Annotated in this window: 16 protein-coding genes, 2 tRNA genes and 1 other RNA gene; 9 read left to right on the forward strand and 10 right to left on the reverse strand. The window is 70.9% G+C overall.

Features of this window, described 5'->3' with window-relative positions:
• The first annotated feature begins 38 nt into the window (after nt 1-38).
• The 4 genes from FHG89_RS29185 (at nt 39) to FHG89_RS29195 (ending at nt 1,871) form a co-directional block, all read left to right on the forward strand.
• On the forward strand, nt 39-377 hold the full coding sequence (locus FHG89_RS29185) for a hypothetical protein (protein WP_139587622.1): 339 nt from the start codon (nt 39-41) through the stop codon (nt 375-377).
• Nucleotides 378-468: 91 nt separating this feature from the next.
• Entirely contained in the window at nt 469-636 is a 168-nt protein-coding gene (locus FHG89_RS33155; RefSeq protein WP_167517552.1) for a hypothetical protein, read from the forward strand.
• A gap of 118 nt (nt 637-754) precedes the next feature.
• Complete coding sequence (locus FHG89_RS29190; RefSeq protein WP_139587623.1) at nt 755-1,282, forward strand: tRNA adenosine deaminase-associated protein; 528 nt, start codon at nt 755-757, stop codon at nt 1,280-1,282.
• Between the two features lie 31 nt (nt 1,283-1,313).
• A complete protein-coding gene (locus FHG89_RS29195; RefSeq protein ID WP_139587636.1) occupies nt 1,314-1,871 on the forward strand; it encodes a nucleoside deaminase in 558 nt (185 codons plus the stop codon).
• 94 nt (nt 1,872-1,965) lie between these two features.
• Here FHG89_RS29195 and deoD read toward each other — a convergent pair whose 3' ends face one another.
• The gene (gene deoD / locus FHG89_RS29200) at nt 1,966-2,673 is read right to left on the reverse strand and encodes a purine-nucleoside phosphorylase (protein WP_139587624.1); all 708 of its coding nucleotides are present in this window, start codon (nt 2,671-2,673) and stop codon (nt 1,966-1,968) included.
• Between the two features lie 75 nt (nt 2,674-2,748).
• Here deoD and FHG89_RS29205 point away from each other — a divergent pair.
• A tRNA-Ser gene (locus tag FHG89_RS29205) sits at nt 2,749-2,838 on the forward strand.
• Nucleotides 2,839-2,907: 69 nt separating this feature from the next.
• On the opposite strand, the gene FHG89_RS29210 is transcribed toward FHG89_RS29205, so the two are convergent.
• The 7 genes from FHG89_RS29210 to FHG89_RS29240 form a co-directional block, all read right to left on the reverse strand.
• Entirely contained in the window at nt 2,908-5,325 is a 2,418-nt protein-coding gene (locus FHG89_RS29210) for a hypothetical protein (RefSeq protein WP_139587625.1), read from the reverse strand.
• 157 nt (nt 5,326-5,482) lie between these two features.
• Nucleotides 5,483-5,977 carry a hypothetical protein gene (locus tag FHG89_RS29215; RefSeq protein WP_208761153.1) on the reverse strand — a complete coding sequence of 165 codons (495 nt, stop codon included), beginning with the start codon at nt 5,975-5,977 and terminating at the stop codon, nt 5,483-5,485.
• 92 nt (nt 5,978-6,069) lie between these two features.
• The gene (locus FHG89_RS29220) at nt 6,070-6,624 is read right to left on the reverse strand and encodes a hypothetical protein (RefSeq protein WP_139587627.1); all 555 of its coding nucleotides are present in this window, start codon (nt 6,622-6,624) and stop codon (nt 6,070-6,072) included.
• An 85-nt stretch (nt 6,625-6,709) separates the two neighbouring features.
• Nucleotides 6,710-7,699 (reverse strand): aldo/keto reductase, encoded by a 990-nt coding sequence (locus tag FHG89_RS29225; RefSeq protein WP_139587628.1) that lies wholly within the window; start codon nt 7,697-7,699, stop codon nt 6,710-6,712.
• Nucleotides 7,700-7,750: 51 nt separating this feature from the next.
• Nucleotides 7,751-7,942 carry a DUF397 domain-containing protein gene (locus FHG89_RS29230; protein ID WP_139587629.1) on the reverse strand — a complete coding sequence of 64 codons (192 nt, stop codon included), beginning with the start codon at nt 7,940-7,942 and terminating at the stop codon, nt 7,751-7,753.
• A gap of 31 nt (nt 7,943-7,973) precedes the next feature.
• On the reverse strand, nt 7,974-8,177 hold the full coding sequence (locus FHG89_RS29235; RefSeq protein WP_139587630.1) for a DUF397 domain-containing protein: 204 nt from the start codon (nt 8,175-8,177) through the stop codon (nt 7,974-7,976).
• On the reverse strand, nt 8,168-8,935 hold the full coding sequence (locus FHG89_RS29240; protein ID WP_139587631.1) for a helix-turn-helix domain-containing protein: 768 nt from the start codon (nt 8,933-8,935) through the stop codon (nt 8,168-8,170). Before FHG89_RS29240 ends, FHG89_RS29235 begins: the two co-directional genes overlap by 10 nt.
• Before the next feature lie 192 nt (nt 8,936-9,127).
• On the opposite strand from FHG89_RS29240, the gene FHG89_RS29245 reads away from it, so the two are divergent.
• Nucleotides 9,128-9,415: a hypothetical protein gene (locus FHG89_RS29245; protein WP_139587632.1), complete on the forward strand. Its 288-nt coding sequence runs from the start codon at nt 9,128-9,130 to the stop codon at nt 9,413-9,415.
• Nucleotides 9,412-9,651, forward strand: a complete 240-nt coding sequence (locus tag FHG89_RS29250) for a flavin reductase (RefSeq protein ID WP_139587633.1) — start codon at nt 9,412-9,414, stop codon at nt 9,649-9,651. Before FHG89_RS29245 ends, FHG89_RS29250 begins: the two co-directional genes overlap by 4 nt.
• Nucleotides 9,652-9,657: 6 nt before the next feature.
• On the opposite strand, the gene FHG89_RS29255 is transcribed toward FHG89_RS29250, so the two are convergent.
• Both FHG89_RS29255 and FHG89_RS29260 read right to left on the reverse strand, forming a co-directional pair.
• A complete protein-coding gene (locus FHG89_RS29255; protein ID WP_139587634.1) occupies nt 9,658-10,494 on the reverse strand; it encodes a class I SAM-dependent methyltransferase in 837 nt (278 codons plus the stop codon).
• Nucleotides 10,495-10,570: 76 nt separating this feature from the next.
• A tRNA-Ser gene (locus tag FHG89_RS29260) sits at nt 10,571-10,655 on the reverse strand.
• Between the two features lie 82 nt (nt 10,656-10,737).
• Here FHG89_RS29260 and ffs point away from each other — a divergent pair.
• Nucleotides 10,738-10,827: signal recognition particle sRNA small type (gene ffs, locus FHG89_RS29265), an RNA gene on the forward strand.
• A gap of 149 nt (nt 10,828-10,976) precedes the next feature.
• Nucleotides 10,977-12,785 (forward strand): DNA polymerase III subunit gamma and tau (locus FHG89_RS29270; RefSeq protein WP_139587635.1); only part of this gene is annotated, 1,809 nt, incomplete at its 3' end.

Here is a 12,785-nt window from a genome sequence, read left to right on the forward strand (position 1 = left end):
GACCCGACCCCGTCCCGGATCCCGGCGCCGCCCGCCCGGTGCCGCGTGCACCCTCGGGGCTCTTCCCGGCCGGCCCGCCGGCCCGACCCACCTACCGCGAACCGCACCCGGTCACCGGCGGTGGTGTCGCCGCCGGCGGTGGTGCGGCGGCCGGTTGGCTGCTCCTGTTCGGCCTGCTCGGCACCGACGTACCGAGCTACGCGTGGTGGACGGTCTTCGCCGGCCTGCTGGCCTGGATCACCGCCCTGGTGCTGATCCGTCACGGCGACCGTGGGGTGGCCACCGGGGTGGCCATCGTGACCGCCGGTGGTTGGAGTATCGCCGCCGCCGTGGTGGCGGTCCGGTGGGCCACCAGTGGCGACTGGCCGCTGTGGTGACCGTGTCGCCGTTGACTGCGCGGTGTGCCCGGTTGGCTGCGTAGCGAACGCCGTCTTGACGTGGCCGTCGAGACTCGGCACGCTCGGCGCTATGGCCTGGACCATCCCGCGGCAGGACCCGGATCGCAGCCGCCGCCGCCTGCAGTTGCTCGCCGAGTTGGCGGGTGCCCGGGCGGTACGCCAGCGCAGTCGGCCACAGCGACAGCGCACCGAGCGTCTGCGCCAGCTCATCGCCACCCGCCGTCGGGTAGCCGGCTGATCCGACTTTGTCAGGAATGACCGGCCCGTCGGGGCGTTGACCGGTCGCCTGCCGACCCGACCGGCTAACGTGCACGCGTAACGAGTCGGCGCTGTGCCGAGGGGCTATTGGGGGGACCGTGTCGTACTTCGCTGCGGCTGTGGTGCGCGACGACAGCGGCTGGACCGCCGCCGAGGTCAGTCTGCGCGGCGCCACCGACATCGACGAGGTCGCCGACCGGCTGCGTGACGTCGACCAGGAGGCCGACGTGTCGCTGCTCTTCGTCGAGGCCGACGACGCGTATCTGGTGATCCTGCGCCTCGACGAGGGCGAGGACCTGCGGGTGTTCGGGTCGGACTCGGCGTTCGCCGAGGAGTCCCGGCTGGGTTCGCTGCTGGTCGGCGACCTGAAGACCTCGGTCACCGGCCTCGACGGCGACGAGGAACCCCGTCCGGCGGCCGGCGGCGACGACGAGACCGAACAACCGGTCGTCGACCCGGAGGCCGACCCGGTGGGCGACGCCGACCTGCTGGCCAACCTGGGCATCTCCGCGCAGAAGCTGCTGACCCTGTGCACGCACGAGGGGATGCTCCCGGCGGACGTCACCGCCGAGATCTGCGAGGTGCTCGGCTGCGTCGACGAGGTCGAGGAGTTGCGTGAGGTCTGAGCCGGCCGACGCCACCGACCCGTCGCTGGAGATGATCCGGCCGGGGCAGCCGACCCCCGGCGCGGTGGGTCGAGCCGGACCGGGCGCGCACGAGGACCTGGCCGACCCGGGCGACCTCGGCCGGCGGCAGCGGCACGAGCTGTGGATGCGCCGGGCCCTGGAGGTCGCCGTCACCGGCCCGGCCGCCTCCGTGGGTGCCGATGCGGTCGATGACATTCCGGTGGGCGCGGTGCTCTACGGCCCGGATGGCAGCGAGCTGGCGATCGGGCGTAACGAGCGGGAACTGTCCGGCGATCCCACCGCGCATGCCGAGGTGCTGGCCCTGCGCCGGGGCGCCGAGCGCGTCGGTCGGTGGCGACTGGACGGCTGCACCCTGGTGGTCACCCTGGAGCCGTGCACCATGTGCGCGGGCGCGCTGGTGCTGGCCCGGATCTCCACCGTCGTCTTCGGCGCCTGGGAGCCCAAGACCGGCGCCGCCGGTTCCCTCTGGGACGTCCTGCGCGACCGCCGGCTCAACCACCGCCCCGAGGTCTACGGCGGCGTGTTGGAGACCGAGACCGCCGCCGTCCTGCGCGCGTTCTTCCGCTGAGAACGGCCCGGCTCGGGCGGGCCGAATGCAGAGAGCGTGATGACTCTGCGGCATATTTATGCCACACAGTCATCACGCTCGTTGTGGTGCCGGGTCAGGCGATGATCGTGTCCAGGGCGATCTCGACCATCTGGCTGAAGGTCTGCTCCCGCTCCTCAGACGTGGTCTTCTCACCGGTCTTGATGTGGTCGCTGACGGTCAGCACGGTCAACGCCCGAGCCTTGAACCGGGCCGCGATCGTGTAGAGCGCCGCAGACTCCATCTCCACCGCCAGCACGCCGTAGTCGGCGAGCGTGTCGTACAGGTCCGGCCGGTCCGTGTAGAAGGCGTCCGCCGCCAGGATCGGCCCGACGTGCATGGTGACGCCGCGCCGCTCGGCCACCTCGACCGACGTACGCAGCAGCCCGAAGTCAGCCACCGGGGCGTAGTCGATCAGCCCGTCGAAGCGCATCCGGTTCATGTTCGAGTCGGTCGACGACCCGATCGCGGCCACCACGTCGCGCAGTTGCAGGTCGGTGCTCAGCGCACCGCAGGAGCCGACCCGGATCAGCGTCTTCACGCCGTACTCGTTGATCAGCTCGTGGGCGTAGATGGAGGCGGACGGCATGCCCATGCCGGAGCCCTGGACGGAAACCTCGACGCCGTTCCAGCTGCCGGTGAAACCCAGCATGCCCCGAACCGTCGAGTAGCAGGTGGCGCCCTCGAGGTAGGTCTCCGCGATCCACTTGGCCCGCAGGGGGTCACCCGGCATCAGGACCCGCTCGGCGATCTCGCCCGGCTTCGCGCCGATGTGCGTACTCATGGCAAAGATCCTGCCAGGCCGGCTCCGGCGATACCGGTTCGGCGTCCGAACCGGCGGTCCTGTACCCTCGTCGGCGGTGGCGTGTCCGAGTGGCCTAAGGAGCACGCCTCGAAAGCGTGTGAGGGTTTACGCCCTCCGCGGGTTCAAATCCCGCCGCCACCGCCAGTGAGATGCGAAAACGCCCGGTGCGATCCGTGAGGATCGCACCGGGCGTTCGTCGTTTCAGAGCTGCCGCTAGCTGGCGTCCCGGTGGGTCAACCGGTACGAGGCGTCGACGGCATCCGTCTCCAGGAGCACCGTGACCGGACCGGCGGGCAGGGTGCAGGTGAGGGTCCGTTCGACGGCCTGGCCGGTGGGGCCGCAGTACCGGATGCCCTGGCTGTCGAAGACCGACATGCGGGCGTCACCGGAGCCGGCGGTACGCGTCCAGGTGAAGCTCTCCCGGCTGGCGCGCTGGTCGGCCGGAACGGTGAAGCAGACCGCGAAGCGGTCCGCTCCGGTGGTCACCGTGGCACCGTCCGCGTCCCCGGGCAGGACCGGGCAGGCCGGCGGCCCGTCGGTCCGGGCGAAGCCCACGGCGTACGAGGCGTTGGGCTCGCCCTCATCCGCGGTGAGCAGCACGGAGAAGGGCGCCTCGCCGGTCAGCTCGCAGCTGTACTGACGCAGCGAGGAGTAGTCGCACACCTGCTCGCCGGCGGCGTTCAGCACACTGATCTCCGGCGAGGTCGCAGCGGTCACGTCGCCGGCCAGCAACTCGGCGACGTGAGCCCCCGTCGGGCTGGGCAGCTGGAGGCAGTTGTGCTGCCCAGCGGCCTCGAACGTGCCCCGGTGCGGGGCGTCCTGCCAGCCGGTGTCGGACACCGGCGTGCAATCCGATGGCTTCCACGGCAGCAGCGCGACGGCGTAGCGGAAGTCGTTGTCGATCACCACGTTGGGCACGCCCCCGCTGAGCACCATTGTGTACTTCCCGGCCGCCGGGATCTCGCACCACGTGTCGGTGCAGACCTTGACGCCGGCGGAGTCGTAGACGGTGGCGTACGACCGGTAGTTCTCCGCGTCCACCGCCGTGACCCGGTACACGCCGGCGCTGGGCAGGTCCAGCGTCCGGCAGCGGATGCCACCGAGGGCGCCGGCCGGTGCCGAGTTGTACGTGCCCGGGGTGACGGTCGGGCAGCCGACCGCGTCGGAGAGTCGACGGACCTGGACCTTGTACGTGAGGTCCTCGCTGTCGTCGGCCCAGTTCACCAGGTAGGAGACGACGCGGTAGGTCCCGGTGGCGGGCAGTACGCACCCGTCCTGCTCCGACCATTCGGTGCACAGCACGCCGCCCTGCTCGTCGACGATCCAGGAGGCGACCTCGTTGTACCGGTCCGGAGCCCGGTAGACCATCACCCGCTCGCCGGCCTCGCCGTGGAACGGCTGGCAGTTGGTCTGCACCGGTGAGGTCTGGTGCACAGTCAGGGCCGGCTGGTCCCAGTTGAGCCCGGTGGGGGCGGCACAGCCTTCGGCCTGGTCGAGGCGGGCCACCGCCACCTGATAGGTGACCGGTTCCCAGTTCCAGTTCTGCGACACGAGCGTGTACGCACCGGCCGTCGGCGCCGCGCAGGAGCGCCAGGAGTCGTACTCCGTGCACACCACCTGTCCGGCGTCGTCGTACAGCCGCCAGTCGAGGTACTGGTTCGCGTACTGCTCCATCCGGATGACCAGCGGGCCGGGGGTGGTGACCCGCAGCGACTGACAGCTGATCCCCTGGTTCGGTGGCACGGTGCCGGTCCCGACCGCCGCGCCCGGGTCTCCGAACGCGGTCAGGGGCAGGGCCGGGCAGCCGACCGACTGCGAGATCCGGGGCATCTTGAGGGTGTAGGCGGCCTTGTTGCCGTAGGTCTCCTCCAGGAAGAGCCGGTACGGTCCGGGCTCGCGGAGGGTGCACTCTGTGGGGTACCGCACCGAGCAGATCGGCTGGAACTGGGCGTCCAGGATGCTGCCCTGGATGTCCTCGGCGCCGCCCGGGTCGGCCAGGTGCAGGACCGCGCCGGTTGGCTGCTTGAAGGTGAAGCAGCGGGCGGCGAGGCCGGCGGGCAGGGTGCCGCTGCGACCGGTGGAGGTGAAGGAGAAGAAGCTCTCGGGCAGGTTGGCGCAGGTGGACGGGGTCCGCATCGACTCCGCCGACAGGGAGTAGGCGCCCTTGCCGGTGCCGTAGCTGAGCTTCACCGCGACCGTGTAGGTGCCGGCGGGGCCGAGCTTGCACTCCGTGAGGTACGGGCCGACGTAGCAGACGGGTGCGCCATCGGGGCCCTTGACCTGTGCGCCGACACCGTCACCGGAGACCGCTCGGAGCCGGATGTACAGGGTGTCCTGGTCGACCGTCGAGGTGATCGTCCAATTCTGCTGTGTCGTGCCGGTGATCGACGCGCAGTTCTTGACCTTGCCCAGCGGGAGCTGCCCGCCGCAGGTGGCGGAGGGGCTGACGACAGTCGTCGGGCCCGCGGTGGCCCGGCTCGGAGCGGGAGTCGCGGGTGCTGGCTTCGAGGGTGCGGTGACGGCGGGGGGTTGCCCGGTCGTCAGTGTCGGTCGCGGCGACGGGTCGGCCGTCGGGGCGGCGGTGGCGGGGCCGGCCAGCAGGCCCGCCCCCGTGAGGCTCAGGGCAGCCACGGCGGCCCATCTCGCGAGGTGTCTCCACAGTGGATAGGGCACGGTTGTACGCACGATGTCCCCCCGTTTTGGTCGCGCGATCTGCGCGAGTGGGAAGATGATTTCACGGTGGTCGATCGCGGACAATCGGCTTGTCGGGCCGGCTGGGACGGGTCGATCAGCAGGGGCCGACGCCCTCGTCGAAGAGGCGGCGGGCCCAGTCGGCGTACCCCGCGATGGTTCTTCGGACCGTGCGCCCGTCGTGCAGGAACAGGTATGCGCGGTCGCCGCTGCGGGCCAGTAGCCCGTCGAGCCGGTGCGTCCCCTGTGGAGCGTGAAGGCGCGTCACCGACCGGTAGCGGGACCAGACCTGCTCGACGGGTGAGCCCGCCGCGATGCCCTCCGGTGTCCGCATCGGGTCGTCGACCCAGAGCAGGACCAGTCTGTCCTCGATGAAGACCGGGCTGACGGTGTCGTGCTCGGTGAGCATCGGCCCGCAGGTGTCCAGGCCGGTACGCAGGACGCCCCGGCGGGCCAGCTCGTCCTCGGTGTCGCCGAACTCGATGTTGCTCAGACCGTTCAGGTCGATGGTCTCCACGCTGCCGGCGGGCCTGCCGTCCGGGCTCGGCCCGGTTGGCGGTACGCCGCTGCCGGCGATCGAGGCAGCCGTCATCAGCGCGGTAATAAACGCGAATTGTCGCAATTTCATGGAATCCCCCAGTCCCCAACGGGACGGGAGCGTTCAGGTTGCTGCCCGGCGACGGATTACTGATTTTCCCACTGTTCGACCAGCTCGTCCCAGTAGTCGGCGCTGAGCCGACGGCGTCCGTGCGCCAGCCAGCCGGCGGTGTTCCGCTCCAGGTGCAACCCCAGCTCGGCGAACGGGTCGATCCACGTACCCCGCTCCACGCCGAGCCGGGTCAACGCCTCGTTGATCGGCCACTGCTCCCGCGGTGCGTCGAAGACGTCGTCGAACCGTGGACCCCAGGACAACGATCCACCGAGCCACACCGCCGCCGACTGGTGGCCGGTGCCACCGCCGAACTCCGCCTCCACGTACGCCACCGGCCCCGACCGTGACCAGCCCACCAGCACCTCGACCAGCGGTGGCGACAGAACGAGGCCGAACGGCTGCTCGGCGCTGCGGTCGTCCACCGCGTAATCCGGCAGCGATCCGGTCAGCTCGACCACCAACTGCGGGGTGACCGGCAGCAACGCGAAATCCTGGCGCAGCTCACCGAGGACCGCGTGATCCAGTTCGGCGGTCTGCTCGCGGAGCAGGTCCGCGTCCGCGACCACCGCGCTGAGCTGGTAACTCATCGGGCCCTCCGCCGTCCACAGCCTGTGGATAGAACATGTGTACGACGGGCTCCGGGTCCGCCGGCCCCTGAAACGGTACCGGTGCTCAGGCCGACGGCACGGGGGCGTCGGCGCGCAGCAGCCCTTCGGCCCGGAGCTGTTTCCACAGCCCGGCCGGGACATCGCCGACGTGCAGGTCGGTGTTGCGCGCGACCTCGTCGGGCGTGCGTACGCCGAGCGTCACGTTGACCACCGCCGGGTGCCCGAACGGGAAGGCGATGGCCGCCGCGGGAAGTGTGGTGCCGTGCTTCTCGCACACCTCGGCGATTCGCGTGGCCCGCGCCACCACCTGCGGCGGGGCGTCCGCGTAGTTGTACTTGGCGTCCGGTCCGGGTCGCTCACGGGCCAGCAGCCCCGAGTTGAAGACCCCCACCGCGATCACGCTCTTGCCGTGCTCGACGGCGGCCGGCAGGACGTCGTCGAGGGCGTCCTGCTCCAGCAGCGTGTACCGGCCGGCCAGCATGGCGACGTCCGCCGCCGTCTCCCGCAGGAAACGCGCGAGCATCGCCGACTGGTTCATCCCCGCGCCGATCGCGCCGACGACACCCTGGTCGCGCAGCTCCGCCAGGGCCGGCATGGCCTCGTCGGCGGCCTGCGGCCAGTGGTCGTCCGGGTCGTGCACGAACACCACGTCGAGCCGGTCGAGCCCGGTGCGCTCCAGAGTCGCCTCGATCGACCGCAGTACGCCGTCCCGGCTGTAGTCGCGCTCCGGGCGTACGCCGTCGGGAACGTCGAAGACGTCCACACCCTGGCCGGTCGGCCGGGCGTTCGGCACCAGGAGACGGCCCACCTTCGACGAGACCACGAACTCGTCCCGGGGCCGACCCCGCAGAGCGCGGCCGAGACGACGCTCGGACATCCCCAGCCCGTAGTAGGGGGCGGTGTCGAAGAACCGGATGCCGCGATCCCACGCCGCGTCGACGGCCGCCACGGCATCGTCGTCGTCCACCGCCTGGTACAGGTTGCCGATCGCGGCGCCGCCGAAGCCCAGCTCCGTCACCTCGACTGGAGTGCCCGCAATACGTCGCTGTCGCATCCAGCAACGCTAGGTCGTGTCCGCCGGATGATCAATGCTCGCGAGTGCCGCTCACGCCCTCCGGGCGAGCTGGGTGACGAACGTCCGCCAGGCCGCCGGCGCGAAGGCGAGCGCCGGGCCGGTCGGGTCCTTGGAATCCCGTACGCCCACCACGCCGGGCAGGTTGTCGGCGACCTCGACACAGTTGCCGCCATTGCCGCTGCTGCGGCTGCTCTTGCGCCAGCGCGCGCCGTTCAGCTCCATGACTCCGCCACTTCCGTGATGAGCTCTCGTGCTACTGAACGCTGTCAATCTTCGCCGGAACCTGTGCGACGAAAGCGCGCCAGGTGGGCGGGGTGAAGGTGAGCGCAGGCCCGTGAGGATCCTTTGAGTCGCGTACCGCGACGACGCCGGGCAGGTTGTCGGCGACCTCGACGCAGTCTCCGCCGTTGCCGCTGCTGCGGCTGCTCTTGCGCCAGCGCGCGCCGGTCAGTTCCATGTCTCAGCCATCTCCGTCAGTAGATCGACCGACTGCCAGTGGGAGAGCGCCTCACCGCGCACGTTCTCCCATGCCCTCAGTACCGCCGCGATGTCCTCGGCGTCGGTGACGACTTGTCCCTGAAGCTGATTGTCGAGGTAACCCGCTGTCCGGTGTTCCGGTCCCACGGCGATCACGAACGGACCGTTCAGGCCAGCGTACGCGCCGACTGACGACGGCACGATGTGCACGCGAACGTGTGGGGCCTGGCATGCGACGAGGAGCGCCTGAAGTTGCTCGCGCATGGTCGCGCGCCCGCCGACCGGCCGTCGTAACACCGCTTCGTCAACGACGGCGGTGAACTGCGGCGGGTCGTCACGCGACAGGATGCTCTGCCGAGCCAGCCGAGAGGCGAGGTGCCGCTCGATGTCGCTTCTGGCGATGACGTCGGCACCCGCGAGTACGGCTCGGGCGTACGCCTCTGTCTGAAGTAGACCGGGTAGTACGACCGATTGGTACGACCGCAACGCGACAGCCTCACGCTCGATCTCCTGCCACGGCCGGAACCAAATGAGGTCACGACGTCTCGTGGTGTCCGGCCAAATGTCTCCAATGGGCCGGCGAAGCGCGTTGGCCGCGATCTCCCGATGCCGGGGATGGGGTATCCGGTCCTCGTTCAGCCAGCGCGCAACGGTCTTCGGATCCACTCCAACATATTCCGCAAGCGACTCGATCGTGTGTCCTGTGTCGCCCAGGGCAGCCCGTAACGCGTCGTTCACTGCGGTTCCCATCGGATGTTCGGAATGTCTTCCGACCATAACCTCTACGGGCTGTTGATGTCTCGTCACGCTTCGCAGGGTGGTTGCAGATGGCGCGTTCGGCAGGGCCAACCCGGCGGACGCGTTCGTACGGGGCCGCCCCGTGGACGAGCACCCAGGGGCGGCCCCTTCCAGCGACGAGGGGATAGGCCGATGGCCGTGCGTGAGGTGGCGTCGGGTGACGTTCTGCGCCTGACCCGTGCCGCAAGCCCGCAGTACGTGCGGCCGATCGTGGTCCGGGTGATCCGGGTCCTCGACTGGCCTACCTACTACGGATGGCTGTGGATCGACGCGTACGAACTGGGTCTGAAGGGCGACGCGGTAGCGCGACGGACGTTGTTCGTCCTGGTAGAGGGGTTGAAGTGGGTGTCACCGGCGGCGCCGGCGCCCACGGTTGCCGTGCGCGGGGGCGTTCGGCATGGTGTCGGCGCCGGCTCGTGAGCCGTCGCTACCGGGACCACCTGCCGACCCGACCCACCTGGCGATGTCGGGCGTGCGGCATCGCCTGGCCCTGCTCGGCGGCGAAGCTGCGGCTGCTCGGCGAGTACCGGCACGATCGGCTGGCGCTGACCGTCTACCTGGCGACGCTCCAGGCCGAGGCCAGCGCACAGCTCACCGACATCGACCCGGCCCGGCTGACCGAGCGTTTCCTCTCCTGGGCGCGCGCCCGCGGTTGACGACCGTCAGGGCCGCCAGATCACGACCTCGATGTCGCGTCGCCGCTCGGCGAAGAGGCCGTCCCGGGCCGCCGCCGTCAACAGACTGCGCAGGTCCGCCTCGAAGGCGGGGAGCCGGTCGGCGAACAGGTGCGGTGCCGAACTGGACAGCGAGAACACCGCCGAGGCGACCTCGTCCACCGGACGTTCCACGACCATGCCCTGCTCGACAGTGATCCGGGTGGGACCGGTGAAGCCCGCCGCGCGCATGACCTCCTCCTCACCTCCGGCGGTGCCTCCGGGCAGCCACCCCTGCCCGGCCCGGCGGATCGGCCCCAGGTAGCTCGCAACCAGCTCGTCGATCCGCCGCCAGGGCGGGCGGGGGTACGGCAGCGCATCGTCACCGGCCACGCCCTGGTGCGTGGTCGCGCCGACGTGGACCCAGGCAGCGTCGGGCGCGAGCATGTCGCGGACCCGCCGGGCCACCAGCGGTCGATCCATCCAGTGGAACGACTGGGCGAACGTGACCACCCGGAACGTACCCAGGTCGGCCGGCAGATCCTCGGCGCGCAGGTGCCGCCACTCGACGTTTGTGACCCCGACATCGCCGGCGCGGCGCTGGGCCTCGGCGAGCATGTCGCGGTCCGCGTCGATTCCCACCGCCGCCTCGAACAGGGGCGCGAGCAGCAACGTCAACGAGCCCGGCCCACAGCCGACGTCGAGGAGCCGGCCGGTGCCGTCCAGGTCGAGCGCCGTGTCGACGGCCTCGGCGAGTTCCGGCGGGTAGTCCCACCGACCGACGCTGTAGTGGCTGGCGCTACCCGCGTACAACGTCTCGTCCCACTCCCACGCGGTCTCCGGCATGACGTCGATGAGACCACAGCAAAAACGCCCAGCCGACCTGTTATCGGTCTGCTGGGCGTTCCTGCTGCTCCGCGAGCGGAGGATACGAGATTCGAACTCGTGAGGGTGTAAACCCAACACGCTTTCCAAGCGTGCGCCCTAGGCCTCTAGGCGAATCCTCCGCGAGCCAGGATACAGGCCTCCGTCGGCCGGGCCACCCCACCACCCCCTGAAGATCGACGGGCGGTCGGGTAGGCTGGGCGTCACCTCCCGTGCGGCGGTATCTCGTGAACCTCCCCAGGGCCGGAAGGCAGCAAGGATAAGCGAGCTCTGCCGGGTGCACGGGAGGCCTTTTTGTCTCCGGAGCCCTCGATCCACTCCAGGTCGCCGTTGTGGGGTGTCCCGCGCGCGGCAACCCCGGGTAACCCAAGGTGTTCGGCGGGGTGGGTGGTCACCCGCGCCGGACCGGCGCAGAATGGCTCGGTCGAGAGGAGGCGGGACGAGTGACGCTGGCGCTGTACCGCAAGTACCGGCCGCGTACCTTCGCCGAGGTCATCGGGCAGGAGCACGTCACCGAGCCGTTGTCGCAGGCGCTGCGTAGCGGGCGGCTCAACCACGCCTACCTCTTCTCCGGCCCACGTGGCTGTGGCAAGACCTCCAGCGCCCGGATCCTGGCCCGCTCGCTCAACTGTGAGCAGGGCCCCACCCCGGAGCCGTGCGGCAAGTGCGAGTCGTGTCGCTCGCTGGCCACCGACGGGGCCGGCTCGATCGACGTGATCGAGATCGACGCGGCCAGCCACGGCGGTGTCGACGACGCCCGCGAGCTGCGCGAGCGTGCGTTCTTCGCGCCGGCCAGCAGCCGCTTCAAGATCTACGTGATCGACGAGGCGCACATGGTCTCGACGCAGGGCTTCAACGCCCTGCTCAAGCTCGTCGAGGAGCCCCCGGAGTACGTCAAGTTCATCTTCGCCACCACCGAGCCGGAGAAGGTCCTCGGCACGATCCGGTCGCGGACCCACCACTACCCGTTCCGGCTGATCCCGCCGAAGGTGCTCCGCCCGTACCTGGAGCAGCTCACCCAGGCCGAGGGCGTCGCCGTCGAGCCGGCGGTCTTCCCGCTGGTGGTCCGCGCCGGTGGCGGCAGCGCCCGGGACAGCCTCTCCGTGCTCGACCAGCTCATCGCCGGTGCCGGCCCGGAGGGCGTCACCTACGCCCGGGCCGCCGCGCTGCTCGGGGTCACCGACGCCGCGTTGATCGACGAGATGTGCGACGCGCTGGCCGCCGGGGACGGCGCCGCCGCGTACGCCACAGTCGACCGGGTGGCCGAGGCCGGGCACGACCCGCGCCGGTTCGCGTCGGACCTGCTGGAGCGGCTGCGCGACCTGATCGTGCTCCAGCAGGTGCCGGACGCCGCCGCGAAGGGCCTCATCGACGGCCCGGCCGACCAGATAGAGCGGATGGCCGCGCAGGCCTCCCAGCTCGGCCCGGCCACGCTCTCCCGCTGCGCCGACATCGTGCACGACGGCCTGGTGGAGATGCGCGGCACCACCGCGCCCCGCCTGCTGCTGGAGCTGATCTGCGCCCGGATGCTGCTGCCCGGCGTCGACGACTCCACAGGCGGCCTGCTCCAGCGCCTGGAACGCATGGAACGCCGGCTCACCCTGGCCGGCACCGACACCCCAGGAACCACCCCAGGGGTACGCCCACAGCCAGCGACCCCGGTCCCGGCTGCCGCAGCCCCGGCGCCGGCTGCCGCCCCGACCTCCGCACCGCCGTGGAACGTCGACCCGACGGCGTCCCCGTCTCCCGGCACCGCGACTCCGAACTCGCCGGCCTCGCCCGCCGACTCGCCGATCCCGGCGTCACCCGGTGCGTCGGCGACGACCGTCGCGCCGACACCCGCCGGCCGGAACGCACCCGTCTCGCCGGCCGGTGCTGGTGCGCCCGATGGCTCTGCGGCCCCACGCCGCGCGGTGCCGCCGTCGGCGGTGCTGCCCGATCCGGCGACGCCGGAGCCGCCCCGACCGGGTGCGCCGGCCGCCGCGCTGGACGCGGTCGCGGTCCGCCGGGTCTGGCCCGACGTGGTCGGCAAGGTCAACCGGACCAACAAGCGGATCGCGGCCCTGATGCGCGACGCGGTCGTCCGTGAACTCGACGGCGACATGCTGGTGCTGACGGTGAAGTCCACCGTGCTGGCCAAGATGATGGCCGACCACTCGGCGGTGCTCACCGACGCGCTCTACGAGGAGTTGGGCGGGCGCTGGCAGATCCGCTGCGAGGTGGCCGGCGAACGCGGTGGCGTGTCGATGTCC

The organism is Micromonospora orduensis (assembly GCF_006228125.1).
GTDB lineage: Bacteria > Actinomycetota > Actinomycetes > Mycobacteriales > Micromonosporaceae > Micromonospora > Micromonospora orduensis.